Annotated in this window: 24 protein-coding genes; 17 read left to right on the top strand and 7 right to left on the bottom strand. The window is 48.0% G+C overall.

What is annotated here, in order from left to right:
* Positions 1-108: 108 nt before the first annotated feature.
* A complete protein-coding gene (locus tag OXH00_04485; protein ID MCY3740255.1) occupies positions 109-969 on the top strand; it encodes an amidohydrolase family protein in 861 nt (286 codons plus the stop codon).
* A gap of 3 nt (positions 970-972) precedes the next feature.
* Here the strand turns inward: OXH00_04485 and OXH00_04490 are convergent, their stop codons facing one another.
* A complete protein-coding gene (locus OXH00_04490; protein ID MCY3740256.1) occupies positions 973-1,839 on the bottom strand; it encodes an ABC transporter permease subunit in 867 nt (288 codons plus the stop codon).
* A 136-nt stretch (positions 1,840-1,975) separates the two neighbouring features.
* Positions 1,976-2,494, bottom strand: a complete 519-nt coding sequence (locus OXH00_04495; protein ID MCY3740257.1) for a hypothetical protein — start codon at positions 2,492-2,494, stop codon at positions 1,976-1,978.
* Between the two features lie 145 nt (positions 2,495-2,639).
* Between OXH00_04495 and yjjX the strand changes: the two genes are divergently transcribed.
* From yjjX to OXH00_04515, 4 genes are all read left to right on the top strand, one after another.
* Positions 2,640-3,191 carry an inosine/xanthosine triphosphatase gene (gene yjjX / locus OXH00_04500; GenBank protein ID MCY3740258.1) on the top strand — a complete coding sequence of 184 codons (552 nt, stop codon included), beginning with the start codon at positions 2,640-2,642 and terminating at the stop codon, positions 3,189-3,191.
* Positions 3,192-3,362: 171 nt separating this feature from the next.
* The gene (locus OXH00_04505) at positions 3,363-4,445 is read left to right on the top strand and encodes a Zn-dependent alcohol dehydrogenase (protein MCY3740259.1); all 1,083 of its coding nucleotides are present in this window, start codon (positions 3,363-3,365) and stop codon (positions 4,443-4,445) included.
* Between the two features lie 87 nt (positions 4,446-4,532).
* Positions 4,533-4,844, top strand: a complete 312-nt coding sequence (locus tag OXH00_04510) for a DUF4258 domain-containing protein (GenBank protein ID MCY3740260.1) — start codon at positions 4,533-4,535, stop codon at positions 4,842-4,844.
* Positions 4,837-5,085 carry a hypothetical protein gene (locus tag OXH00_04515; GenBank protein MCY3740261.1) on the top strand — a complete coding sequence of 83 codons (249 nt, stop codon included), beginning with the start codon at positions 4,837-4,839 and terminating at the stop codon, positions 5,083-5,085. Before OXH00_04510 ends, OXH00_04515 begins: the two co-directional genes overlap by 8 nt.
* 80 nt (positions 5,086-5,165) lie before the next feature.
* On the opposite strand, the gene OXH00_04520 is transcribed toward OXH00_04515, so the two are convergent.
* From OXH00_04520 to OXH00_04535, 4 genes are all read right to left on the bottom strand, one after another.
* Positions 5,166-5,357: a hypothetical protein gene (locus tag OXH00_04520; protein MCY3740262.1), complete on the bottom strand. Its 192-nt coding sequence runs from the start codon at positions 5,355-5,357 to the stop codon at positions 5,166-5,168.
* 136 nt (positions 5,358-5,493) lie between these two features.
* Positions 5,494-6,303: an SDR family NAD(P)-dependent oxidoreductase gene (locus OXH00_04525; GenBank protein MCY3740263.1), complete on the bottom strand. Its 810-nt coding sequence runs from the start codon at positions 6,301-6,303 to the stop codon at positions 5,494-5,496.
* Between the two features lie 5 nt (positions 6,304-6,308).
* The gene (locus OXH00_04530) at positions 6,309-6,995 is read right to left on the bottom strand and encodes a DUF169 domain-containing protein (GenBank protein MCY3740264.1); all 687 of its coding nucleotides are present in this window, start codon (positions 6,993-6,995) and stop codon (positions 6,309-6,311) included.
* 328 nt (positions 6,996-7,323) lie between these two features.
* Positions 7,324-8,721, bottom strand: coding sequence for a CUAEP/CCAEP-tail radical SAM protein (locus OXH00_04535; protein ID MCY3740265.1), 1,398 nt, complete (start codon positions 8,719-8,721; stop codon positions 7,324-7,326).
* Between the two features lie 1,167 nt (positions 8,722-9,888).
* Here OXH00_04535 and OXH00_04540 point away from each other — a divergent pair.
* From OXH00_04540 to OXH00_04585, 10 genes are all read left to right on the top strand, one after another.
* Complete coding sequence (locus OXH00_04540) at positions 9,889-10,440, top strand: hypothetical protein (GenBank protein ID MCY3740266.1); 552 nt, start codon at positions 9,889-9,891, stop codon at positions 10,438-10,440.
* On the top strand, positions 10,440-12,368 hold the full coding sequence (locus OXH00_04545; protein ID MCY3740267.1) for a beta-ketoacyl-[acyl-carrier-protein] synthase family protein: 1,929 nt from the start codon (positions 10,440-10,442) through the stop codon (positions 12,366-12,368). The genes OXH00_04540 and OXH00_04545 overlap by 1 nt, the downstream gene beginning before the upstream one ends.
* The gene (locus tag OXH00_04550) at positions 12,358-12,660 is read left to right on the top strand and encodes a phosphopantetheine-binding protein (protein MCY3740268.1); all 303 of its coding nucleotides are present in this window, start codon (positions 12,358-12,360) and stop codon (positions 12,658-12,660) included. The genes OXH00_04545 and OXH00_04550 overlap by 11 nt, the downstream gene beginning before the upstream one ends.
* Positions 12,647-13,678, top strand: a complete 1,032-nt coding sequence (locus OXH00_04555) for a hypothetical protein (GenBank protein MCY3740269.1) — start codon at positions 12,647-12,649, stop codon at positions 13,676-13,678. The genes OXH00_04550 and OXH00_04555 overlap by 14 nt, the downstream gene beginning before the upstream one ends.
* Positions 13,675-14,229, top strand: a complete 555-nt coding sequence (locus tag OXH00_04560; GenBank protein MCY3740270.1) for a hypothetical protein — start codon at positions 13,675-13,677, stop codon at positions 14,227-14,229. The genes OXH00_04555 and OXH00_04560 overlap by 4 nt, the downstream gene beginning before the upstream one ends.
* A 204-nt stretch (positions 14,230-14,433) precedes the next feature.
* Positions 14,434-15,627 (top strand): trans-2-enoyl-CoA reductase family protein, encoded by a 1,194-nt coding sequence (locus OXH00_04565; protein ID MCY3740271.1) that lies wholly within the window; start codon positions 14,434-14,436, stop codon positions 15,625-15,627.
* Positions 15,628-15,986: 359 nt separating this feature from the next.
* Positions 15,987-17,462: an ABC transporter permease subunit gene (locus OXH00_04570; protein ID MCY3740272.1), complete on the top strand. Its 1,476-nt coding sequence runs from the start codon at positions 15,987-15,989 to the stop codon at positions 17,460-17,462.
* Position 17,463: 1 nt separating this feature from the next.
* Positions 17,464-18,891, top strand: a complete 1,428-nt coding sequence (locus OXH00_04575; protein MCY3740273.1) for an ABC transporter permease subunit — start codon at positions 17,464-17,466, stop codon at positions 18,889-18,891.
* A 305-nt stretch (positions 18,892-19,196) separates the two neighbouring features.
* Positions 19,197-20,654 carry an ABC transporter permease subunit gene (locus OXH00_04580; GenBank protein ID MCY3740274.1) on the top strand — a complete coding sequence of 486 codons (1,458 nt, stop codon included), beginning with the start codon at positions 19,197-19,199 and terminating at the stop codon, positions 20,652-20,654.
* 1 nt (position 20,655) lies between these two features.
* On the top strand, positions 20,656-22,089 hold the full coding sequence (locus tag OXH00_04585; protein MCY3740275.1) for an ABC transporter permease subunit: 1,434 nt from the start codon (positions 20,656-20,658) through the stop codon (positions 22,087-22,089).
* Positions 22,090-22,099: 10 nt separating this feature from the next.
* Here the strand turns inward: OXH00_04585 and OXH00_04590 are convergent, their stop codons facing one another.
* Complete coding sequence (locus tag OXH00_04590) at positions 22,100-23,473, bottom strand: hypothetical protein (protein ID MCY3740276.1); 1,374 nt, start codon at positions 23,471-23,473, stop codon at positions 22,100-22,102.
* Between the two features lie 166 nt (positions 23,474-23,639).
* Between OXH00_04590 and OXH00_04595 the strand changes: the two genes are divergently transcribed.
* Positions 23,640-24,497, top strand: a complete 858-nt coding sequence (locus OXH00_04595; GenBank protein MCY3740277.1) for a phytanoyl-CoA dioxygenase family protein — start codon at positions 23,640-23,642, stop codon at positions 24,495-24,497.
* A 49-nt stretch (positions 24,498-24,546) separates the two neighbouring features.
* Entirely contained in the window at positions 24,547-25,566 is a 1,020-nt protein-coding gene (yiaK, locus tag OXH00_04600; GenBank protein MCY3740278.1) for a 3-dehydro-L-gulonate 2-dehydrogenase, read from the top strand.
* Positions 25,567-25,575 lie beyond the last annotated feature (9 nt).

Here is a 25,575-nt window from a genome sequence, read left to right on the forward strand (position 1 = left end):
TAGCCCGTAGTGAAATGGAGGGGTTTTTGGTGGGGTGTTTCTTCAGCACTACGGAAAAGCACGCATTTGCTAAACTCGCCTCACCGAACCGCAAGGAATAATTAAAAAATGCGTCCCTATTTTGATGTACACTGCCACATCGGCATGACCGTATCACGCGCCCCAACTATAGGGCAGAGTGTTGGACGATGTCTCGCAAGAATGGCTTCAGCAAATGTTATCGGTGCAATTCCGTGTCCAACAGGCGGAGGACCGCAGGCACGCGGTGTATTAGATACGCGCGCCCAACACGAGACGGTTGCCAATGCCTGCAAACTCCACCCAGAACGTTTTCCGATCGGACTCGGCAACGTTGAAGTTCGACACGAACAGGCTGGTGTGGATGAACTTGATAGAGCAATGCAAGAAGACGGTTTAGTCGGATTTATGTGTCATCCGGGACTGTCAGGACATTCCCTCGGCGGTGAGCTGCACGCATTCCTTGAAGTGGTAGCGATGCACAACGGACTCTGCCTATTACATCAGGCAGGTTCCACGCAAAACATCGCAACTTACGCGAGACGATTCCCATCAGTAACGTTTATCATCGGGCATGTTTCAATGAGCAAAGCCGGACACCTCGATGCCATTGCCCAATGTGGAATGTGTGAGAATGTCTGGTTTGACGTAGCACAGAAGCCGGAAGGCGCAGATGAAAGTTGGGACTTGGTACATCTCGTCAATAACCTCGGCAGTGATAGGATTATGTTCGGGAGCGATCTGCCCTACTACGATTTCCGGTTAGTTCAAGCACAGATTGAGGCGGCGCCCCTTGACGAGGAAACAAAAGAACGGATCGCCTATCAGAATGCGGTACGATTGGTTCAGCAATTCCGCGAGGATTGGTTGCCAACGCTGGCACCGATAACACCACCACAGATCTATTCGGAGCGTGAGATGTGGGATGCAAACGGCGCAAGACTCCGCTAACAGTTACTTAACAATTTCAACCGCACGAATCCGACGGTGGAGCACGAAGAGGCAGAGAACTATCAGCGCGAGCACGATAAGAAGCGACCAAACCCAATGTACAGCATGACTCTGTGGACCGTCAAAGAGTACTGAACCCAGAATCTCGTAGTTTGCCCAAAGCGAGACGACAGCCGTTTTACTGGTCCGGGTAATCACTTTGAGCAGTTGCTGGATGGCAGGCGAGCCAAACCATACAGCGCAGAAACCGATTGTGGCATAGCGAGGGTTTGAAGTCAGTGATGAGAAAAGTAGCATCAACAGGCTGGCAGAGAGGATAAGTAGTGCAGAATAGGCGATAATCGGAAAAGGTATCCAATAGTTCTCTTTCAGAAAGGACACGTCCGCTAACAGTGCCTGCTCCAGAAATAGCAGAAGCCCAGGCACCACCGTGAGAAAACCAAGTAGGATCCCAATGACTGCGAATTTCCCGATGAGATAATCTATCCATGAGATGGGTTTTGAGAGGTAGAGGGCGAGCGTGTTATTCTTCAGATCTGTAGCGATTAATCCCGAGCCACCGAAAATAGCGATCAGCGCGATGAGAAATGAGGTAGGGGGGCCTGTGCCGGGGTTTCGGAATAGGAAGTTCTGAAAAAACTCGTTGTCAATGTTAAACAAAAATGCCGTTTCCGGGAACTGATTCTGGATGTAGATAAGAACTGCGTGAACCAAAATGTAGATTGCGGGAGGAATAGCAACAATTAATCGGACAATTTTGCGTTGTGCCAGCAGTTTGAGTTCTGCTTTTGTGATAATCCACCATCGTGTGTAATGGTTAGGGTTGAGCGTTCCTTCCCAATGTCGGTAGTCCTGTGTGTGAATAGGCATATTTTTTAGTAGTTCCCAGTTATCGGTTTTCAGTTTTCAGTAAAAAGCGGTTGCGTTTTCTAATAACAAACGACCCTTCAAGCGGATGCGTTGGGGGACGGGGCACGGTGTGTGCTTCCTATCGTGATAAATTAGTTTAGAATTTATAGATTTCAGCCTTTTCTAAGGTATCTGTGAAAGGTCCCTGCTTCTCTGTCTGGATTTCAACCGTGATGATACCTAAAGGGGTATCGCGTTCGGGGTCTTCTTCGATAAAGGCACGTGGGATCTCCGCGGTCATGAGGCGATCCAACCTATTCAGCTCCTGCGACCAGCGGAGGTCTATCAACCGTCCATCGTAGACTTTCCGATGTTTCTCGCCATTGCGCATAGAGTAGACTTTGACGTTAGTCGTAAAATCCGCTTCAGAGATCGTACTCACACCGACACTCGGACTGAGAATGCTTTGATTCCATATCAACGGCGTGCCATTTCTGTCAACCAAATAGATCCTTAAATCAATCCTATCGACACGCGGATCCGCATGGATCGCGATGCCTTCAAAATTCTGAATCTCTCCACTTCCACATGAAAGCATCACAAGTACGCAGATGCTAACAAGTAAAACGCGTTGATTTTTTAATATAGGCTTGCAGAGCAAGTTAAAGCGAAACACATCAATCCTCCCCTTGTCGGTTTTAGGTGTACTTTACGGCTTCTCATACTGAACAGTCCGTCTAATTATTATATCTTTTTTCGGGGACAGATGTCAATTCTAAATCTTCCTTGCCTCTCTTTTTGAAAGTGATATAATAATGCCTATGAAACCTACTAAAGTTTTAATCGGTTCAGAAAATAGCGTCAAAATTGAGAGTGCCCGACAAAGTTTCTCAAAATTTTTCAATCCGTTGGAGATTCATGGATTATCCGTTGACTCCGGCGTTTCTGCTCAACCCTTTAATCAAGACACCTTCGTCGGTGCCAAGAACCGTGCCGAACATACAAAGCGGATCAACGACGAACAGCATCTAAACGCCAACTTTTTCCTCGGTATTGAGGGTGGGGTACTTCAACTACATAACAGATGGTTCCAATTTACCGTCATCCACATATTGGATCAACAGCACCGAGAAAGTGTTGGCACATCTGGCTTGTATGAATTACCAAACTGGATCGTCGAAAAACTTTTGGCAGGCATTGAATTAGGACACATCATTGATGAACTTACCGGAGATTTCAACACGAGAGAGAAACAGAGTGCCAGCGGTTTTTTCACAAACGGTGTAGTGGATAGATTGCTGAACTACACGCAAGCCGTAACTTTTGCCTTAATCCCTTTTCTTAACGATAGCCTCTATTTTGAAAAAAAATAAGTGGAATTTCACATATTATAGTAAAGCCCATAATTATTTGGACACGCAGTTGCTCGTAGGGGCTGGGTGACCCCGAAGAAACACCCCAGCAAAAACACCCCTACGAGCGGGCGACGTTATCGTGGAGTGCCAACTTATTTTCGTGCTTTACTATAAATCTCGGAGGGACCCATGAAAGCCGCAGTATTGTATGAAACTGACACGTACTTAAAAATTGAAGAGTTTGACTTACCGCGTCCAAGACCGAATCAGGTGCGGGTACGACTGATCGCCAGCGGTGTTTGTCACTCCGATTGGCACGTCGTTAAAGGCGACTGGCCCTTCGTCAGGTTACCTGTTATTCTTGGACATGAAGGGGCTGGCATCATAGAAGAGATTGGCAGCGACGTAACCCAAGTCCAAGTCGGTGACCACGTTATCCTTTCATGGAAACGGAACTGCGGGTTTTGCGAGATGTGCCAGAAGGGGTATCCGAACTTATGCGCGCTTCCCGCTGACGGCTCCGGTAGACCTACCACAAAAACGGGCGGACATGAAATCGACCAGATGGCGGGGTTAGGGACCTTCGGTACCGAGACACTCGTGCCTCAAGATGCTGTCGTACCGATTGATAAAGACATGCCGTTGGCACAGGCAGCACTCATCGGATGTGGTGTGATGACAGGTGTTGGTGCCGCTATCAATACTGCTCAGGTTTCACCGGGCAGCTCAGTAGCTGTCTTCGGATGCGGCGGGGTCGGGTTAAATTGCATCCAAGGTGCCGCACTCGCTGGGGGTGAACCTGTTATTGCCGTTGATGTCCTTGACAACAAACTCGAACTTGGTAAACAGTTCGGTGCCACGCATACCGTTAACGCCTCCGAAGTAGATCCCGTAGAACGGATTAAGGAGATTACCGACGGACGCGGTGTCCACTACGCATTTGAAGCGATTGGGCTGATCGGGGAAACGTTCCGGCAAGCGATTCTCTGTACGCGAAGCAGAGGTGTGACGGTCTTCGTTGGACACGCACCGGAGAACACGCCTGTCGAATTTGATGCACGGATGCTGATGCCGGAGAAGATGGTTATCGGTTCAATGTACGGCACTGCACGCCCGCATGTGGATTTCCCACGCTTAGTTTCGCTCTATAAAGGTGGGCAACTTAAACTCGACGAACTCGTTACGCGTACCTATCCGTTAGAAGGGATTAACGACGCATTTGAAGCGTTGGCAAAAGGTGAAGTCGCACGGAGCGTTTTGGACTTAACTTAACATGCCCTCATAATTGGGATGGAAGTTTTTCAGGCGTAATTTTTCTATTGATATTGACAATCCAATAAGTCTAACAGTTTTATGACAATTCTTAATGAGATCCGAAGGAAAATAAGAAATGGACAGTTTGAGTTCTCACAACATGCTACGGATCAAAGTATTATTCGTCAGATCCGGGTGCAAGAAATTCGTGAAGTTATTGAACAGTGTGAAATAATTGAAGATTACCCGAATGATAAATACGGTCCGAGTTGCCTAATTTTGGGATTTACGCGATCAAGAAGACCTCTGCACATTCAGTGTAGTTATCCATCAAGACCCCTAGTCAAGATTATAACTTTATACGAACCAGACCCATTACGATGGACCAATTTCAAATTGAGAGGAAAAAATGTCTAACAAAGCAGTTTGGAATGAAACCTTAATTGAGAAGAATGTGACGTACTCTATTGAATTGAACGGACGGTTCTTTTTAATTGAAAATGTTCCGGCTCGAGTCAACATTGAGACAGGAGAACAACACTTTTCTCCAGAGACTGTTGAACGCTTACATCAAGCAGTATGGGAACAGTGCCAGCCTGTTCGGACCATCCAAACTCCTGTATATGAGTATACTGACCTACCCTTTGAAACGGATTAACAATGCCTTTGAAACATTGACAAAGGGTGAAGGCGCATGGAGCGTGCTTGATTTGACGTAATAAATGTAGGCAGAGCAAGTTACATTGACTCCATCACGAAGCGAACCTCGTGTCCATCAAGGATAAGAAAAATATCGAATTCCAATTCAGCATCCAAGGACTGTTTCACCGCATCAACGGCCTCGCGAACGAGCGGGGCAACTTTTGACGCGAGTTCCAACGGCGATAAGTCTGTGATAAAATCTAATTCTACTTCCAATCTACGTTTCATTTGATTATTTTAACCTCGCTGTCATTATAGTCTATCGTCTCTCCAATTTTTACACGCGTACTCCGAAACTTTACTCAAACTCCTAATCTAACTGTCTACTACATTTTCCCATGTAATCTGAACTTTATAAAAATGGTTAGGCAAGAATACGTTCCATACGTTCACGAACCCACGTCTTGTGCTCAGGATGTGTGTGAATATAGAAGGTCCCCGTCTGAATAGCGTTATAGACATGCTCTGCAACCTCAGTAGGTAACAGCCCCGCCTCCATCTCGGTGCGGACATTCCGTGAACCGCCAATAGTTTCCTGACGTGGTGGTGTCTCTGTCTCTGGATTTTGCAATGCATCTGGACGGTTTCGAGAGGACTCCAGAATTCCAGTGCGAACCCAACCCGGACAAAGAATATGCACCTGAATATTCGCCTCTTTCTGTTTCAATTCATCGGCGAGCGTCTCCGAAAGCACCACGACACCGTGTTTGCTCACCTTATAGATGCCTTCACCACTACCGCCCACTAAACCCAAAATGGATGCAGTATTCACAATATGACACGCGTCGTCTTGTGCGAGCATACGCGGCACAAACGCGCGAATACCGTGAATCACACCCCACAGGTTAACACCCAACACCCACTCCCAATCGGCAAGGGTATGCTCCCAGATCGGACGACTACAGACAACACCAGCATTGTTACAGAGAATATGCACCGCACCGAAAACATCCACCGTCTGTTCTGCAAGATTCTCGACCTCGTCAGCATTTGAGACATCTGTTTTCACAGCCAAAACGGTTGCACCTTCAGCCTTTAAGTCCGTCTCAAGATTAACTAACGCTCTCTCTTCGACATCAGCGAGAACGACCCTCATGCCTTCCGCTGCGAACCGTTCCGCCAATCCTCTTCCGATACCACTCGCTGCGCCCGTAATAACGGCAACCTTTTGCATGACTCTTAAATCCCTGCTTGGCGTTGCTGGTGATATTCCTCTAACGCACGATTCGCATTTACAATCGTCTCCAACTTTTCGACGAGCGCGTCAATGTGTTCACCGGGGAAAGCGAAATAGAAGTCATCGTCGGAGAGTGCAGTATACACACGGTTACCGATACATCCCAAACTGCTCACGCTCCCGCCACCTTGTATGACAGCGGGAATAACTGCACACGTCGGTCTACCCATAACCCCGTTCTCAGTACCAATGCCAGCAGCGGTCGCTGCTTCTGTTAGAAGCATCATCTGTCTCGGTGTGCCGGAGATGATAACGACATCAGGCGTGTCAGTGGCATCCGCTAAAGGAGAATAGACAGCACTCTGAAACGGATCTTCGTGTCGAGGTATGCCCGGGACCTCTTCCATAGCGATATAACCGAGTTCTCCCATCAGTCCGAGCGTGTTTTCGAGTTCCTTCATCTGTGCATCCGGGAGTTCAACATTGTGTGTATAACACCCGATTGGACAGTTGTAGTGGTCGGAGGCTTCGGTATAGAAAGTTTTGCCTTCCGCTGCGCGTCGCCAATAGGTACAACCGGAGGCTTCGACCTTTTCTGTCCGGGAAACACCCTCTGGTTTCGCATCGTGAAAAGTTACCGCGATAGGGGCGGTTTCCAAATTGAGTAATTGTTGTAATTGTTCCGGCATAGTTCTCCTTTATAGCCAAAATCCTAAAGTAAAAACAGATAGTTTATTAGACCTGAAATATCTCATAGAGTGTTTATTCTATCACCAAAATCGGTTATTGACAACAGAATAACTGCGTGTTTTCATAGTAAAACCCGAAAAATATAAATTCCAATAAATGCCATAAACTCAGACCACAACTATGTTTAAGAGGAATTTTCACTCAACGTTTTTTCATAGTACTATGAAATTTTTATGTGAAACCTGATTGGGTGGTCCGGCCAATCGGAGCAAAACGCAATCGTTAAAAAAATTGGATTGGGGCAAACTGCCCTTCTGTGGGTTCTGCTCAGCAGAACCATGCTTCAGTAATCCGTGGTGCGGGTTGATGTACACCTCTACTCTGTTTCGGTGAAGGTTGACTCCGCATATCCGCAGCGAGGGACCATATCCGATAAAAGGTCTCTAAGGTATCCGCACCGGCACGCGCGTCGTTTTCAACAAGGGCATTGACCGTTTTATGAAGTTCATCCATCCGTGCATCCGGATGTACCCATGTATAACTGAAAGCGGCTTCATCAAGGGTGAGTGGAAGTGCTTTTGTCTCAGGGCGGTTGCGTAGGTATGAACCCGGCGGAATTAACAATCGAACGGCATACTGCACGGGATCCACGTGATACACAAGACGATGCGTATCAACAAACTGGAATATCTCAAGATAATCATCTAAGGTTGTCCACGGCGTAAACGGCACCCACGTCGGACGGAGTGCGATACCGGTCCCCTGAACGATGTCAATTGCGGTTTCGACATCAGCACGCGTGTGATGCTTCTCCAAAATCGTTAATACTGTGTCACTCAGTGATTCGACGGCAGAGATAACAAACCTGCATCCGAGTTGTGCGAATTCTGGGAAATGCTTTCTATGCTTCAGAATATGCTCAACCTTCGTCGTGAAATCGAAGGTAAGATTTGGATACGCTTCATGCATCGTACGGAGGATGCGAAGTCCGTGCATCGGTCCGTTGAGGAAATCCGGATCCCCGAACGTAATATGCATTGCACCTTCAGCCACTTGTTTCTGAATCTCGTCCAGCACTATTTCCCGGTTCACAGCAAAAAACTTACCTTTATAAACAGGCGGTATAGGACAGTGTGTGCAGAGGTGCTTGCACCCGTGTGTTGTTTCCGTATACCCGACAGTCCGCACCTCGTCTTTATCCTCAAATTGGGCATACTCCTCTAACGGCGGCAGTTTCGCAGTATAGAAATCAGTCTTCTGTGTCTCAACCTGCTTTCCCTCCACAAGAGATTGCACCAACGCAACGAGTTGCGTTGAAGTGTCCGTAGCCTGCCCCCCTGATGACGCATCCCTAACTTGCCCCCCTGATAAGGGGGGTTGGGGGGTTACTGAAGACGGAAGGCAAAAATCGACACCGTGTGATAGCAGATAGTCAGCGTTGAGTGTCGCATAAAGTCCGTACATACATATAGAGACCTCCGGGTTGATTTGCCGGATACGGTGCAAAAGATGAACACCAAGCCGCAGTGCTGTGTGCATCGGGACTGAGATGCCGATAAACCGGGCGCGTTTGACTTTTTCAGCATCCAGAGGCTCAACAGCAATATCAGTTATGTCAGGGGCAAATCCTGCTGCCTCAAGGGCGTGGAGTGGACGCGTAAGTCCTGCGGGTCGGTGTCCGAGTTCGTAGCAGGAGATTAAAAGGATTACGCCAGGGGTGTTCATCGCTGAGGATATCCGCGCTTCGGTTTTCATGTCCAATAGACTAACATATAATCACGGAATTTGCAACGGAATGTTGGATGCAGGATAGGGTTATTTAGTTTTCCGTTTTTTATTCAAATTTTGAAAATCCAGACTCGATACATCTATTATCCACCCACCTATAAACTCTTAAAAATTTTTACCCATTCCTCAAAATTTTTTGGTAAACGCTAAAATTATTTCTCAACCTGTGAAGATATACTTCTTGATACCATCCTTGATTCACCTAATGTCCGCGGTGTTTTACAATGGATTATTGACATTGGCACATTTCTTGCACATATTCTTACGGAGACGGTATTGTCTCAATAATGGTATTAGTTTCCTATTTTGCAGTTCCCGATAGGCACGGGAAACCTCGGCAAACAAAGTCGCATTGGGGGAAGTGCGCGAAAGATATTGGCTATCCTTCAAAATTTGTTGGATCGCGACGTAGGCGCGCACAAAAATTGGGCTGGAATAAAAAAGTGTTGTAATTTATTTTCTTTTTTGCTATATTACCTTTTGGCATCCGTAAAAACCCTCTATAGGTGGTTCGGCGAGTGTGCAAGACTCCCGAACCGCGGCACTGCCAACCAGGATTGCCAGTGCATGTTTAATTATATCATATATCTCGTTTGATGTCTCTGATATTTTAAGCAGCCTCGTAATTTTTACTTGATTTTTCTCGGAGAATCATGTATGATTGCGAATGGACGTTGGAGACGGATTACCGAAGTAGTTCCTGCTACCTCCCGTCTCCGCCCTCTGGCAATTGGGTATGCGTCTGAGAAGACAACGTCCAAACACCCCAATTTTTCTGGTTTTCTGATAGTGGCTCTATACTTTACAGTCGCTTGCTGCGTCCTGGTTTCGTTGGCGATGCGCTCCGGATTGGCGCGTGAAAGAATTCATTTTTTTTCCGAGTATCTTACCCGGAGTCGTTGTAGCTCGAAAGTCCCAACTGTCTTCTCCTGCAGCACGACTTATCGGCAAATCGCCAGAATATGTAGAGACTTACAGACAAGCTTACAAAGCAAAAGTCAAAATCTTTAACTAAGCACTGCTGTTCTGGGTGGCATCGTGAGATGTATCTCAATCCGCATAATGGGTGGTTTCTTGAGTGATCCATCAGGTTTTTGAGGAAGAATGAAAATTATAGAGCATTTCTTGCCACACCGTCCTCCAGTTCTGATGGTTGAATCAATTATTGATTACGTGGGGGGTGATGTACCTACTCTTAACGCCGAGTACCTTATTCGAGGGTCGGAACCCGTGTTTTCAGGTGCCGAACAACCGTTGTACTGGCCGTCGGTATATATTATTGAGGGGTTAGGGCAAAGTTGTACCCTCATGAGTTTCTTATGGGCATGTGAGCGTAGTGGTACAGCGAAAAAATTGGAATCGGAAAATGTGAATCCTGCCTTAATGAATCTAGCGGATGCCAGCAACGATGACATCTTAAAACGATTTTTAAGGTTTCTTGAAGAAGATACAATGAAAGAGGTTCCCCAAATAGGAATGTTAGCTTCGGTAGACGTTGAGGTCACCGGTCAGGTCCGATCGGGTGAATTGCTTCGATATAGAGTAAAACAGACGCGTATGTTCGGAGCGTTGATACATTATGCCGTACAAGCTTCTGTTGAAACACGGGTAATTGCTCAGGGCACCTTAGTAGGTGCGGCATTTGGAGGCAGTTGATGAAAGTTGTGATTACAGGTGTTGGGGCGCACTGTGCCTTGGGCGAAAATACGGAGATGCTTTGGGAAGCTATAGAAGAAGGTCAGAGCGGTATTGCCCCGATCAATCACTTTAACGCTGATGGGTTTGATACTCAGTTAGGAGCGATGATTTCTTCAAGTAGCCCCTGCGATGCCGACTTACAAACTGCCGTGGTTTATGGACGTGCCGCCGCTGCCGAAGCCCTCAAAAATGCTGGTATTGTTGATCCGAGTCGTGTTGCCTTGGTGCTTGGAACATGTAATGGATTGGGGAGGAAAGAGATACACGCTATAAGTGTTGATCTTGTAAATTGCCTGAAGCTTGGTGGTCCATCGATTACGGTTTCTACTGCTTGTGCATCATCGACGCATGCGATAGGGTTTGCAGCGGATATGGTGCGACGGGGCGTGGTAGAGTATGTTCTCACGGGGGGTGTGGATCAGCTCTACCCTGAAATTTTCGCTGGCTTTCAGAGCCTCGGCCTCTTATCGAAAACGCCTTGTGCTCCATTCAGCACAGTTATTGGAACAACGCTCGGTGAGGGCGCTGCGTTTCTGCTCCTCGAATCCGAATCCTCCGCCAACGCGCGGGATGTCGCTCCCTTGGCTGAGTGCATGGGATATGGATTCTCCGCGGATGCTTTCCATGATACAACGCCGGATCCTTCTGGTTTCGGGATTGCGAGCGCACTCTCTACTGCGGTGGCGGATGCGGGGCTTACCCCTGAATCTATTGATTATCTGAATGCCCACGGCACGGGTACAGCCCCAAACGATGCGGCGGAATGGCGGGGAATCCAGTCTGTCTTCGGTGATTACGCGGACCAATTACCTGTCAGTTCAAGCAAGAGTTTCCTCGGGCATGCCCAAGGTGCTGCCGGTGCGCTTGAGGCTGTGGTTACGTTGTTGGCGATGACACACGCCGTTGTTCCACCCACCCTCAATTTTACCGAACCGCGTCCGAATTCGCCAACAGATCCTGTCGCTTCGAGAAAGCCGAGGACTCACGTCACACAGCACTCAGTATGTGCCAATGCTGCGTTTGGAGGGCTCAACGCCGCTTTAGTTTTTGGACAGCCCAATGGCGTGTTGGTGCCTCGAAGAAAACTGCCGCGTCCCATTGGGATCATCGATGCGAGTATGGTTAAGGATTGCCACCAGATTCACCAGTACGTGCCACGCACCGAACTGCGGGGGTTAGATCCTACAGCGCGCTTTCTTGCCAGTGCTGTCGCGAATACCTTGACAGCTGCCCGGCTGAGACTGCGTTCATCAGACTGTGAAGGCATCGGAATTTTCGTCGGTCAGAACCGTCCTTCCGTGGAGAGTCTCCAAGCCTTTCAGAAAAGTGTTGAGGCACGCGGATTCGCACAACCCTCGGCATCCGCCTTCACACGAATGGCGTGTAGTTACGCGACAGGTGCTTGTTGTAGGCTTTTTGGTTTGAAAGGCCCTGCGGCAACCTTATCAACAGGGCGAGATAGTGGGCTGACAGCTCTTGTTCTCGCTGCGGACCATCTTGCTTGGCGGGACGATGTCGGTGCTTTACTCGCAGCGGCAGTTGATGAACCGTATGAGGGCGATGACTTTGATTATGATCACGGTGCCGCCAGTATCCTGCTTAAGGCAGGCACCTCGGACGCTCCTGTTCATCTTGCGAGTTGGGCACTCGCAACCGATTCTGAAGGTGCCGTTGAACGCGCCCTGGCGAAAGTCTCTCTCAACCGTGAAGAAGTTGTACCAATAGTTGTGCCGGGACCCCCTACTGTTACAGGACTTTGGGCAGTTACTGCAGCTGTAGATGCCCTAAGACAGGGTGAACCGGGCCCCTTCCTCATTAGTAACCGAGGGGACGGGTCTGCGGGGGCAGCAATTATTTTGCAAATGGAGAATGGACATGCAAGCTGAACTTAAAGCGAAAATTAAACAACGCGAAAACACGTATAATCGCGTGACTGAACTGCTGATCTCTTATCTGGCGTTGGATATTTCCAGCGAGCACTTGGATCCAGATACGCCGCTCTTTGGTGTTGGACTGGAACTTGACTCTATAGATGCTATCGAAATCATTATAAGTTTGGAATCGGAATTCGGGATCGTTTTAGACGACGGAGAAAGCGCGTCCTTTTTACGGACCATCAATTCACTTGTCGATGAGGTGATGAATCGAAAGGAGGTTGAACTTGATGAAAGGAACTGAAGTCGGTTATAACGCCATTCGTAACTCGGTGGCATTTACGGAAGAATCTAACCTCTGCTGCCTCCAGTTGACAGGTAGGCAAGCGTTTGATGTCTTTGATGCGGTATGTCCATGCGATGTTTTTCTTCAAGATGGACAGATGAAGTACACACTGCTGCTCAATGAAGACGGCACCCCTTTTGCCGACATCTATGTTTGCCGGAGCGGAGAAGATGCCTATCTGCTCGGTTATGGTCCCAGTGTTGATGCGCTCATTGATTGGATCACTGAACACAGTGCAGAAAATACTGATTTTTCGATCATTGACCTCAGCAAAACGTATGATCCCTTAGCCCTCGACGGTCCCTATGCTTGGGAATTGTGTGCGGAAGTTCTCGGACCTGATATACTCGGTTTGCCTTATTTGGGAATGAAAATTTCCGATGAGGTGCTCGTGTTTCGGGCAGGTAAGACAGGGGAATACGGGTATCATCTGCTGGTACCGACGGATCAGAAAAACGCTTGGCTTGAAAAACTGAGCACTGCTGGTAGCGCATTTGAGATGGCACATGCCGATGAGGCAGCACGGGCTCAATGTGCGCTAGAGAATTTTTTCTTTGATATTAACAGGGAGGGACAGTACGGACTTACACCCTTTGAGTTGCAGTTGCAGTGGCGGTTGTCTTCACAGAAGGCTGTATATCCGGGTGCTGAAGCGATACGTACGCGCCGGCAATCCGGGTGGACGCGCAGACTCACCTGTTTTTCAACACCGGATCCGGTCAAAGTTGATACGGCGGTTGTCTGTGATGATGAGGTCGTGGGACATATTTTAGCAATCGGATATTCCCCTGCGCGTGGCGATTACGTCGGTAAGGCATTGCTCCGCCGCCCATATTGGCACGCCGGATTGGATGTTTTTCAGGTTGAGGGATTCCCTTTAAAGACGCTATCGCCACCAGTGGTTAATAACCTCAGTTGGAACATTAGCCCCTACAGCGATAGTTTTCGCACACGAGAGAAGGAGAATACCTCTTGAGAAACGGTGAAGAATTCCGCATCGGTGCCGATGTCATCGGATACCTGCTACCTCAGCGACATCCAATGCTAATGGTGGATCAGATTATTGGTTATCGCGGTTCACCAGCGTACCAACTTTCTGCCGAACGCTATGTGTCGGCGAATGAACCAGTATTTGTTGGGCATTTTCCAGATTTGAAATTGTGGCCCGGTATCTATACGATTGAAGGACTCCGACAATGCTGTGTACTCTTTGATATACTTCATCAACTCGACGAGCGTGGTCTCCTTGGTGGGCTCCAGGTGCTTCAAAGATCCAAAATGCTACAACCGCGAGTGGACAAAAAACTGTGCCAACAGGTACTTGACACCTTACCAGAGATACGCCAACTCGCACAGGGCCCGCTGAGATTGCGCGTAAAGCTGATCGCTCCCATTTTCCCAGGATGTATCCTTGTGTATCAAGTGTATCGAAACACCTTTGACATACACACGTGGTTCGTGCAAGCTGAAGTCAATAGCCGGTGCGTTGCGCAAGGAGAAATCGTGTATCCATCTGGTGTTGGGTAACTTCTTTTTCACAGTATTGTCCAAGTAACGATGTTCGGCCGTTTAAAACGGCTGTATCCACAAAATTAGGGACGCAGTTGGGAACGCATTTTTATTAAAGACACGTCTGCGTCGATTGGTGTTACGAAAGCATTTGGATGTGATACATCAGGGATCGGAGGACCACTATCCTATCATTTAACGAAAACCCTCACGGAGGATATAATGGCAATTCAAATTGTTAAACCTCGGATACGCGGATTTATTTCTACGAATGCCCATCCAACTGGATGTCACACGAATGTACTGGAGCAGATAGGCGAGATTAAACAGCGGATTCCTTACAGAGAAACGGGTATAAATGCGCTTGTCATCGGTGCGTCAACTGGTTATGGGCTTGCCTCTCGTATTGCTTTGACGTGGGCTTTGGGCGCGAAAACGCTTGGACTTCTTTATGAGCGACCCGCTGATGCCAGGCGGACTGCGACAGCAGGGTACTATAATACTGTCGCCTTTCATCGGCAAGCAGCGGAGGATGGGTTTTTCGCGGAGAGTCTCAACGGAGATGCTTTTTCAGATGAGATGAAGTCGGAGGCTATTAACCGACTTAAAGCAGCGTTTGGCAAGATAAATATCCTCGTCTATAGTATTGCCACGCCACGACGCAGGCATCCGACGACAAGGGTTACACATCAATCTGTCCTGAAACCGATTGGTACGCCGTATACAGGAAAAACGATCGATCTGAATCGGGAAGTCATCGTCCCCGTGACAATTGTCCCTGCCAATGAGCGAGAGATCTCAGACACGATCGCGGTAATGGGTGGTGAAGATTTAGAGATGTGGGTTGATGCATTGACAGAAGCCGATTTACTTGCACCAGAGGTCAGCGTTGTTGCTTATACCTACATCGGGAGTTTCTTAACCTGGCCCATCTACAAGGACGGAACTATTGGTAGAGCGAAGGATGATCTCAAAGCACGTGTGGATATGCTTGACAAGCGACTCGCAAATATCCTCGGCGGCAATGCATATGTTTCGGTGAATAAATCCGTCGTTACACAAGCATCGGCAGCGATCCCGGTCGTACCCCTCTATGTCAGTATCCTCTATGACATTCTTAACGCCAAAGGTACCAATGAAGCACCGATTGGACAAATGCGAAGGCTTTTCTCTGAGCATCTCGGACCTGGGCAACAACCCCAACTCGACAATGAACGCTACATCCGTCTTGATGACGAGGAATTGCAGACTGAAGTAACCGCCGCAATCGCCGAGCGTTGGGTGCGGATTGATACCGATAACTTCCGGGACCTCTCTGATTACGCAGGCTTCAGACGAAGCTTCCGAAACCTCTTCGGATTTGAAGTTGACTGTGTGGACTACGATGAAGCGGTGGAAACGGAGTTAGTGTTCTAATGTGAGTTTGATAAAAAGTTGAGGCTCATGTCAAGAATAAGTGCTTTTAACGAGTTTTGATATAAAATCGACAGAGACAGATTTCAGATTCATGATAAGTTCACAGATTGCGATATTCGTCATGCGAAAGCCGTTGAAATAGGAGCGATATCCTACTTATACACCCCCGATTAACATCAACCCGCTAAATCCCTATCATCCTTGGTAAATGTCCATATTTTGATAATTCACCAAAAAATAGCTTTGTATTTCAATTGAGATGTCCTGCTGCAAGACCCTATAAGCCTGCTGAACACTCGGAAAGTGCATCCAAGTAGGTGTATAAGTGAAGGTTGTATCACAGGAGATGCTGACTCACAATGCTTTGGACGCTGATTCGACATGAACTCTTAATGAATTTAATGACGTTCCGTTTCTTGGTTGCGGTTATCGCGGCTATGGCACTGGTGCTGGCGGGGAGCATCGTCTTAACGGACAATTATGAACGGAGACTCGCGAGTTACAATGAAGATTTCCAGAGGCACCAAGAAGGGAACTTTAGCGGAAAAACGTATTCCTCTTTCAGGCCGGATCTTGACAGAGCACCCAATCCACTGAGCCTCTTTAATCAAGGACTTGACAAACGCTCGAAAAACTCGCTCCAAATCAGAATTGGAGAGATCCCCTTTTTATGGGGTAATGTCAGCCGTAATACAGGGTTCAGCAATCCTTTCCGATACCTACTCGCCGATATAGATCTGGTCTCTATTTTCCAAATCCTTTTCAGCCTCCTCGCGCTGGTTTTCGCATACGATGCAATCGCTGGCGACCGCGAGAACGGTACGTTACGTCTAATCCTTGTCAATCCCGTTGGACGCGGATTAATTGTATTGGCAAAGTATCTGGGTGCCATGCTCTGCCTTACACTACCGCTGTTAATGAGTTTTCTGTTGACACTACTGCTCCAACTGCAATCTAATGCTATCCATTATGGTGCCGACGACTTTCTTCGGATTGGCGGTATTTTTCTCACAACAGTCATCTATACCTCCACGTTTTATCTTATCGGATTGTTTATCTCCAGCCTGATTCACCGCACAGCAACATCCCTTATCGTATCAATGTTTATTTGGGTGGTGTTGACACTGCTTTATCCGAATGTGAGCCTGTTCCTCGTCAACCGCTTCATTGATACGGAGGAGAGAGTAAAGCAAGCGGATCAAGCAATTGACCAAGTTTTGGAACAATTCTATTGGAATGAAGTAGTGCCTGGGGACCCATTTGAGAACCCACCATTACTAAAGGACAGTAAATCAAGTGGTGGGAGTTCCAGTTACACACATCTAAAGAAAGATATTACGTTCATTCCAGATGCGTCGGAAGTCCATGTTCCAACGGTTAAAGCCTATTTTCAAGAACTAACATCTGGACGGATTCGGACTGCTAACAAAGTCTGGCAAATACGAGAGACAACCTTTGCTGAAACCTATATTCGTAAATCAAATATTGCTCGAAACGTGCTTCGATTTTCCCCCGCAGGCTTATATCACCTCTCAACAGAGGCGTGGGCTGGGACGGGTCTCGCGAGAATGCAAGACTTTTTTAAAGCGGGACGACAGTATAGAGAAACAATATTGGACTATTTCTACGATAAAAAGGCATTCAGTTCACGGCAATGGTTTGCGAGCGACAGAGGAGCCGTCCGCTGGGACGATGCCCCACGGTTCTCTTATCAACCGCCGAGTGTGTTTAAAGATGCCAGTAACCGCGCCCTCCGCGACCTACTTCTACTTTTCACTCTGAATCCAATACTACTTATGATAACCTTCGCGGTTTTCAGTCGGCAGGAGATCTGAGATGCTTTGGCATGTTGTGAAACGAGAATTGTTTGAGCAAGTCAATAGCCTCCGTTTTGCACTCGCTATGCTGCTCACTGTTTTTTTAATGCTCGTCAACGCCGTCGGGCACATTGACGAATATAGAACACGACAAGCGGAATATGGGCAGCAGGTTTCAGCGTACTCGGCGAGACTTGAAGGGAATAGTAATAATCTTTACAAACTCGTTTTAAACGGTCCCGGCGAACTTCACAAGAAGCCTTCACCCCTCTTTTTCTGCGCGCACGGCAGTGAAAATAATCTGCCGAAATTTGCATCAGGGGAGCGCGCTGGATGGGGAACGATCTATAACGTCTCTGGTATCTGGCGATTAAAATATAGTGGATTTCCATCCATAAAAGCGAAAGATATTTTCCCGGTGTTCCTAAAAATTGACTGGATCCTCATCATCTCCAATGTCCTGAGTTTTCTCGCCCTCGTTTGGACGTTTGACGCGATTTCTGGTGAAGTAGAACACGGCACCCTCCGATTGACGTTATCTAACTCTATTGCGCGTCGAACGGTACTTACCGGTAAATTCTTAAGCTGTCTCATAAGTCTCGGTGCTGTTTTTATGAGCGGTGTGTTGGTTAACCTCCTGTTACTTCACCTCTCTGGAACCCTCCAACTCAATGCCCAAGAATGGAGCAGAATCGGTGGTATTTTCGTTGTCGGTTTAATGTATATCGCTGTCTTTATCGCCTTAGGGTTTCTCATATCCACGCTCGTTAACAACGCCTCAACAAGCCTTGTAATTCTACTGCTGATATGGGTAATTTGGGTTATTCTCGTGCCGTCAATGCTTGGGACAATTATGAGTGGGCTGAACCAGCCATCAATCCGCCGGGGGCCGAGTCCGGTATATTTCAGACGTAGTGGACTCCAAGAACGCTATAGAGCACGCGGATTAGAAGACGAAGCACCCACCCGTGAACGTCCACCGACACCCGCAACACTGCTCTGGGCTGAGTTTCTAAATGAGGAGGCAAGAGAAGGCGCGAGATTGCACAGAGCCTACTTAAACGCACAGGTAAACCAGATTCAGATTGCCAGAGAGTTCAATCGTATCTCGCCGACAGCAATTGCACAATATGCCATTGAATCCTTGGCAGGAACGGGGTTCCAAAGACATTTGGATTTCTTGAAAAACGCCGAGCGTTATGCCGACGCATTCAACGATTTTCTCATCGCTGCCGACCGCGCGGATCCAGACAGCCTACACGTTCCTTTCGTCAGAGAGGGCATGTCCGATAAACCCGTCTCCTTTGAAAGCATTCCCAAATTTCAAGACAGCGTACGTTTAGGGGAAGCGTTCAAAGGCGCGATGTTAGACGTGATGCTATTGTTGCTCTTTTTTACGGCGTTATTTGCGGCGGCACACGTCTCCTTCCAGCGCAAAGAGATATGAACCAGAGAACATATCCTTTCATACGCATGATTTGCAATGAAGATTAATTTTTTACTTCGGTAATTTCTCAACGTGCGATTAAATCGCACAATGACAAGGGGACCGGTTCGTAGTAGGGCAATTCTGCGGCGTACTCACCCAAATGCGACGTGCATTATTTTTTTACACACATGGCAACCTATAACAACTATATTCTATACTCAAGAAAAAATGGGGGTAAATGAAAATTTGCGGTTGACTTTGGCATCAGAATGGTATAGACTCTACCCAAGTTGCCACCGAAAGGGTTAAGGAAAACAGATACGATGCTTTGGACGCTGATTCAACGAGAGATTTTAGCGAATCTGATGACATTCCGCTTTCCCATTGCGGTTATTGCGTGTGTCATACTTGGACTTACAATTACCGCCGCCTTAACGGACAATTACGAGCGACGACTTGCCAGTTACAACGAAGCATTTCAAACGCATCAGGAAAAAAACTTCAGTGCTAAAACTTATTCAGGTCTGACCCTACAGTTGGATCGACCCCCCAATCCATTGAGCCTTTTTAACCAAGGACTTGATAAGCGCGCCGCGAATTCTGTTCGACTTCGCCGTGACAAGGTGCCTTCCGTGTGGGAAGATAACTATTTCAGCACCGGCTTTGATAATCCGTTCCGACACCTTCTTGCGTCCATTGATATTGTGACTGTCTTCCAAATCTTTCTCAGTCTGCTTGCACTTGTTTTTGCCTACGATGCAATAGCCGGGGAACGTGAAAATGGAACACTTCATCTAATACTGGCAAATCCTGTAGGACGCGGTCTCATAGTGTTATCAAAGTATCTGAGTGCCATGATCTGCCTCATGCTGCCAGTTCTTATGAGTTTTCTATTAGCATTAATGCTGCAGCTTCAATCCCCTGTTATTGATTACAGCACTGCTGATTTCCTCCGAATCGGTGGCATTTTATTAATCACTATCATTTATGTTTCCGCCTTCTACCTTATTGGCCTCCTCATTTCATGTATCAGTCGCCGCACAGCGACATCACTGATTAGCTCAATGTTCATTTGGGTAGTTTTGACGTTCATCTATCCAAACGCGAGTCTCTTTATGGTGAATCACTTCATTGAGACAGAAGAGAAGATAGAACAAGCCGATCGCGAAATCTCGCAGATAATGGAAGGTTTTCAGCGCGAAAAGGCGAAACTCAGAGATCCGTTTGCGTTCCCCTTCCTATTGAAAGGACACTGGGGCGGAGGCTCAATTTCTAAGGATGTCACACACATCGAAGCAGCATCCGAATTGGAAATCCCGACTGTTAAAGCCTATTATCAAGAATTAGAACCTCAGCGGCTTCGTGCCGTAGAGGCTGCGTGGCTGGTGCGAAAACAGGCCTATTCTGAAACCTTCGTTCACAGATCAACAACCGCCCGAAACGCGCTCCGACTCTCACCTGCGGGGCTCTATTACCTGGCGACGGCCGCATACGCAGGCACCGATCTCGCTGCAATGGAGGCTTTCTTCAAAGCGGTTCGGCAGTATCGGCAAACGATATTGGACTATTTCTATGACAAAAAGGCATTCAGTTCACGACAGTGGTTTGCCAGTGACAAGGGGGCAGTCCGATGGGATGACCTGCCCAGGTTTTCTTATCAGGCTTTAAGGGGTTTAGCGGAGGATAGTTCCCGTGCCTCTGGCGAGTTACTGCGGCTTCTCCTCCTAAATCTTGTGCTGTTGATAGTAGCCATTGCGGTTTTCAGTAGACAGGAGGTGTGAGATGCTTTGGCACATCGTCCAACGCGAATTATTTCAACAGTTCAACAGCCTCCGTTTTATGTTCGCACTTCTCCTCATCGTTTTTCTGATGATTCTCAATGCTATTGGACATGTTAAGCAATACAAAACGCGACAAATAGAATACGGTCAGCAGGTGTCTATCGCCTCGGAACGTTTGAAAAAAAACAGCGATAATCTCTACAATCTCGTTGTGCGTGGCCCGGGCGGACTTAACAAACAGCCTTCAAAACTCGCTTTCTGTGCACAGGGTAGTGAAGATTATCTACCGACATCTGTATTGGGTTGGAGCGCGGGATGGGGAAGAAGTGATCCTACCTACCAAGCATCAGGATTATGGCGGCTCATGTATGATGTCTCACCACCGATAACCGGCACAGATATTTTTCCAACGTTCCTAAAAATCGACTGGGTACTTATCATTTCCGTTGTGCTCAGTTTTCTGGCACTTGTTTTTACCTTTGACGCGATTTCTGGAGAGGTGGAACGGGGAACACTCCGTCTCACGTTGTCTAATTCTGTTGCGAGAGGCACCGTGTTCGCTGGCAAGTTTTTAAGTATCCTGATGAGTCTCGGCGTCGTGTTCCTGATCGGTATCTTGATGAACCTACTGCTGCTCTCTGGGACCCTTGAATTAAACGGACAGGAATGGGGGCGAATCGTAGGGCTTTGTGTCGTAAGTTTGATATATCTTTCCATTTTTATCGCGCTTGGGCTTTTCGTCTCTTCACTCACGAACCGCTCCGCGACAAGTCTCGTCATTCTTTTACTTCTATGGGTTATTTGGGTGCTGCTGATACCCGCAACATTTGGGACGATTTTGAGTGGATTGAACCAACCCTTAAGCACGCAAGATTACAAGGCACAACGTTCAAGCCAGCGGAAAGAGATCACAGAACGTTATGAAGCGCGTGGATTATACGATCATGTGCCGACGCGCGTCCGACCGCCAACGGACGCGACGTTGCTCTGGGCGGAGTTTTTGAACGAAGAGCGGCGGGCTGATTTCCGATTAAATAAAAACTTCTTAGCAACACGGATACACCAGATCCAAGTTGCAAGAGAGTTCAATCGTATCTCACCGACAGCAATTGTGCAGTACGCCGTTGAATCCCTTGCAGGAACAGGGTTCCAAAGGCATTTGGATTTCTTGAAAAACGCTGAGCGTTATGCCGATGCATTCAACGATTTTCTCATCGCTGCCGATCGCGCAGATCCAGACAGTCTACATGTCCCCTTCGTTAAAGAAGGCATGTCTGATAAACCCGTCTCCTTTGAAAGCATTCCCAAATTTCAAGACAGCGTACGTTTAGGAGACGCATTCAAAGGCGCGATGTTAGACGTGATGCTATTGCTACTCTTTTTTACAGTGTTATTTGCGGCGGCACACGTTTCATTTCAACGGAAAGAAATATAATCACGGGTGCTTATTCTGCAAGCCTGCGCAGAACATTATGTGTAATCTGTTCAACGATAGCGTCGCCACCGGCTAATCCGTGCGACCAGTCGGTTGTGGCAGCAGTGAAGACCGTCCCGCCTTGTGTATAGATGCCCATCGTTGCGGCACCGGTTCTCCCTCTTTCCCAACGTTCGTACCATTCACAGTCATCCGGATGCCATCGGACAGGCGCGGTCGCGAGGATCGTGAAGCTTTCAGGCGTGCCGTCTTGATAGGTCGGCACCGGTAAACCGTTTTCAAGGGTCCACTCGCACCCGTCGCACTCGTAGCCGACAATCGTATTTGCACCACCAAAAGTATCGTCTCGCAAGAGGTCTGTCCCTTCAAAGACCCAATGTTCCGGACGGTGGACTGTGTATTCTCCCGCACCGTCCATAAACTGCCCATGACTCAAATGATACCCACCCTGCAGAAAACCTACACCCGTTAACTCATTTTCGGGGCGACCCACCAGATAGTGACTCCATAGCGTACTGAGCGTGCTGTGATCATCAGTCTTGTAGACGGGATCTTGATTGTAGGTCTGTTTCCAGCAGACGAGTGCCCTGCCGTCATCTTCAGAACGCACCTGCCAACAGACGGAATTCCCGCTGAAGAAGGCGGCGTTCCCGCCATTGGCGATGAATGCCTCAAGATGATCGCGCATCGGGGCAGACCAGTATTCATCATGTCCAACACTCAAGACGAGTTTGTAATGTTCCAAAATTTCAGGGTGAAATTCCAAATCGGAGTTCGCAGCATAATCAAGCGTATACCCGTTTTGTTCCGCCCAGACAATAAAAGCCGACTCCCAGTTGCTGAAGATACCACGAGTAGGGCGGTCAAACGAGACGCGGTTTCCCTGTATCTTGCTTGCGCCGTGATATCCGTAGAGACTGAAGCCACCCCAGTTGTTGTAGGCGTTATAGGTGTTAGTAGAGAGTTGGAGAAGCATCGGCGTGTTTGCGCCGGGCTTCGCGGGACGAACAATAAAGAAGAGCGTGCTTTCGGCAGTGCGGTGGTTCCTATAAATAGTGTCTCCGCCACCGTCTGTTGCGCGGAGTGTGCCTTCATAATAACCACTCTGCCATGTTTCAGGCACTTCAAGGCTAAAAACGGGTGACCATCCACATCCCTGCGATGACGCGTCTGCGGGAATCGGTTGTGCTTCACCGGGCAGCTCCGCCTGGCTCCAAACGACTTCACGCGTCGCACCGATGCGGGCAATCTCAAGTGAGTAGCTGCCTGCGCTCGTTGAAATGTGGAATGCAATTTCTTCACCGGGGGCATAACTGAGTTGATGGGTATATCCATCAATATAGAGCGGTCTGATTCGGTTTTCGGTTTGCGTTAAAGTTGCCATCCTGCCTCCTCTTTCGGTGTGTGACGGACCATCTGCTAAACAAAATATCAATGCGATCGGGCTATTTTCTTTGACTCTTTTCGCCAAATATGCTATTATTTTACAATCTTTTCGACTTTTGTCATCTTAATTCTCAGAATCATCCAAACTTTGGAATTGAATAAAAATGAAAAGCGATCAAAAACAGGTAACCCCACTGTCACCCGAACAGATGGATCAGTGGGAAAACGATGGCTATTTATTGCTAAAAGACGTTGTCCCGGAATCTGCTATCAATGGTGTGCGCGACAGTTTTGCCCGTGTCGTAGATGGCATCATTTGCGAGTTGAAAGCAGACGGGATTATCGAAGATGAAGGGTTAGAACTTCCATTTGAAACGCGATTCGCACAAGTCGCTGGTGAACATGCCAACCGCTTCGGTCGTTCTTGGCGTGACCAAGTTGCGACACCTGAAATTTTCGAGATACATCACGCGCCGCCACTCGTGGACGCAATCGGACAACTCACAGGTACAGATGTCATCGGACACCCCGTTTTCAATGCGCGTCCGAAACTTCCCGGTCAGCAATTGACGGTGGTCCCGTGGCATCAGGATAGTGGCTATTTCGGCACAGTCAGCGAAAGTTCCCTCATCCCGACTGCATGGATACCGTTGGTGCCAGTAGATGAGACCAACGGCTGCCTACAAGTGGTTGCGGGTTCACATCGATTAGGTGTGGTTGATCATCGGACAGAAGAACGGGAGGGAAGATTTCTTGAGGTAATGGACGAGCTTGTGGATACGTCTCGTATTGTCACGTGTCCTATGGAGTTGGGAGATGCCTTAGTATTCCACAACCTGACATTTCACCGATCGCTACCACACACCACAAGTAATATAGTCCGTTGGGCGATTGACATCCGGTATTTGCGAGATGGTGACCATCCCGGCACAATCTATTGGGGAGATCCTGATTTCAAATGGGTCATCCGTAGCGAAACACAGTCGGTGACACCTCTGACACAATGGCTCGAAATGTGGTAGCGGCTATAATAAAAAGCAGCCAATGCTGGCATAACAGTTACGATAACGTATGAAACGTGTGCCTTTCCAAACTTTACACGACGAATTTTATCGTGTGCTCGCTTCAGTCGGTTTTGCCGATGAGCGAGCAGTGCTATGTGCGCGACTCTTCGCCGAAAATCAACGCGACGGAGTCTATTCGCACGGACTCAACCGCTTTCCCGGATTCGTCGCTGGATTGGCGAGTAAACAGATCGACTTCCGCGCGCAACCCGAGAAAACCGAGAGTTTCGGAGCGTTAGAACGCTGGGACGGTAAGATGGGGGTCGGTCTCGTCAACGCCCATATCTGTATGCAGCGTGCAACGGAACTCGCTGAAATACACGGCATCGGGTGTGTTGGGCTTTCAAACACCAACCACTGGATGCGCGGCGGTGCTTATGCCCTACAAGCCGCAGAAGCCGGATACATCGGCATCTGCTGGACCAACACGACCCGACTTATGCCACCGTGGGGTTCCGCTGAAAAGAAGATCGGAAACAATCCGATGGCAATTGGCATTCCGAGAGAAGAAGGGCACATTTTGCTGGACATGGCGATGAGCCAGTATTCAAACGGGAAATTAGAGGTACTGCAGCTCCAGAAAAGAGAACTCCCACTACCGGGCGGATATGATGCAGACGGAGAATTGACCGTTAATCCTGGCGATATCCTTGATTCCAAAAGAGCACTTCCGATCGGCTATTGGAAAGGGTCAGGACTGGCACTGGTGCTTGACACAATGGCATCCGTTATCTCAGGCGGCCAAGCGACCCACGAAATCGGAAAGCAGAATTCGGAATACGCTGTTTCCCAAGCGTACATCGCGATTAATGCCACGGGATTGATGGGACAAGCAGCACTAAATGAAACAGTCGCGGCAATTATCAACGATTTCCATGCGGCTACACCTTTAGATGAAAATGAAAAGGTCCGGTATCCGGGAGAAGGTATGCTGCGGACACGGCATGAGAGTCTCGAAAAAGGTGTTCTCGTAGACGAAACACAGTGGCAGGCATTGCTTGAAATGAATAAAACAGGCACAAACTAAATTTGGGGG

The sequence above is a fragment of the Candidatus Poribacteria bacterium genome (genome assembly GCA_026706025.1).
GTDB lineage: Bacteria > Poribacteria > WGA-4E > WGA-4E > WGA-3G > WGA-3G.

Bases quoted from the DNA above. Each gene is read 5' to 3' on its own strand.
- OXH00_04525 (MCY3740263.1), bottom strand. From the start codon at position 6,303: ATGCAAAAGGTTGCCGTTATTACGGGCGCAGCGAGTGGTATCGGAAGA.
- OXH00_04565 (MCY3740271.1), top strand. From the start codon at position 14,434: ATGGCAATTCAAATTGTTAAACCTCGGATACGCGGATTTATTTCTACG.
- OXH00_04595 (MCY3740277.1), top strand. From the start codon at position 23,640: ATGAAAAGCGATCAAAAACAGGTAACCCCACTGTCACCCGAACAGATG.
- OXH00_04555 (MCY3740269.1), top strand. From the start codon at position 12,647: ATGAAAGGAACTGAAGTCGGTTATAACGCCATTCGTAACTCGGTGGCA.
- OXH00_04520 (MCY3740262.1), bottom strand. From the start codon at position 5,357: ATGAAACGTAGATTGGAAGTAGAATTAGATTTTATCACAGACTTATCG.
- OXH00_04545 (MCY3740267.1), top strand. From the start codon at position 10,440: ATGAAAGTTGTGATTACAGGTGTTGGGGCGCACTGTGCCTTGGGCGAA.
- OXH00_04550 (MCY3740268.1), top strand. From the start codon at position 12,358: ATGCAAGCTGAACTTAAAGCGAAAATTAAACAACGCGAAAACACGTAT.
- OXH00_04575 (MCY3740273.1), top strand. From the start codon at position 17,464: ATGCTTTGGCATGTTGTGAAACGAGAATTGTTTGAGCAAGTCAATAGC.
- OXH00_04590 (MCY3740276.1), bottom strand. From the start codon at position 23,473: ATGGCAACTTTAACGCAAACCGAAAACCGAATCAGACCGCTCTATATT.
- OXH00_04530 (MCY3740264.1), bottom strand. From the start codon at position 6,995: ATGCCGGAACAATTACAACAATTACTCAATTTGGAAACCGCCCCTATC.
- OXH00_04485 (MCY3740255.1), top strand. From the start codon at position 109: ATGCGTCCCTATTTTGATGTACACTGCCACATCGGCATGACCGTATCA.
- yiaK (MCY3740278.1), top strand. From the start codon at position 24,547: ATGAAACGTGTGCCTTTCCAAACTTTACACGACGAATTTTATCGTGTG.
- OXH00_04540 (MCY3740266.1), top strand. From the start codon at position 9,889: ATGAAAATTATAGAGCATTTCTTGCCACACCGTCCTCCAGTTCTGATG.
- OXH00_04585 (MCY3740275.1), top strand. From the start codon at position 20,656: ATGCTTTGGCACATCGTCCAACGCGAATTATTTCAACAGTTCAACAGC.
- OXH00_04505 (MCY3740259.1), top strand. From the start codon at position 3,363: ATGAAAGCCGCAGTATTGTATGAAACTGACACGTACTTAAAAATTGAA.
- OXH00_04490 (MCY3740256.1), bottom strand. From the start codon at position 1,839: ATGCCTATTCACACACAGGACTACCGACATTGGGAAGGAACGCTCAAC.
- yjjX (MCY3740258.1), top strand. From the start codon at position 2,640: ATGAAACCTACTAAAGTTTTAATCGGTTCAGAAAATAGCGTCAAAATT.
- OXH00_04570 (MCY3740272.1), top strand. From the start codon at position 15,987: ATGCTTTGGACGCTGATTCGACATGAACTCTTAATGAATTTAATGACG.
- OXH00_04580 (MCY3740274.1), top strand. From the start codon at position 19,197: ATGCTTTGGACGCTGATTCAACGAGAGATTTTAGCGAATCTGATGACA.
- OXH00_04535 (MCY3740265.1), bottom strand. From the start codon at position 8,721: ATGAACACCCCTGGCGTAATCCTTTTAATCTCCTGCTACGAACTCGGA.
- OXH00_04515 (MCY3740261.1), top strand. From the start codon at position 4,837: ATGTCTAACAAAGCAGTTTGGAATGAAACCTTAATTGAGAAGAATGTG.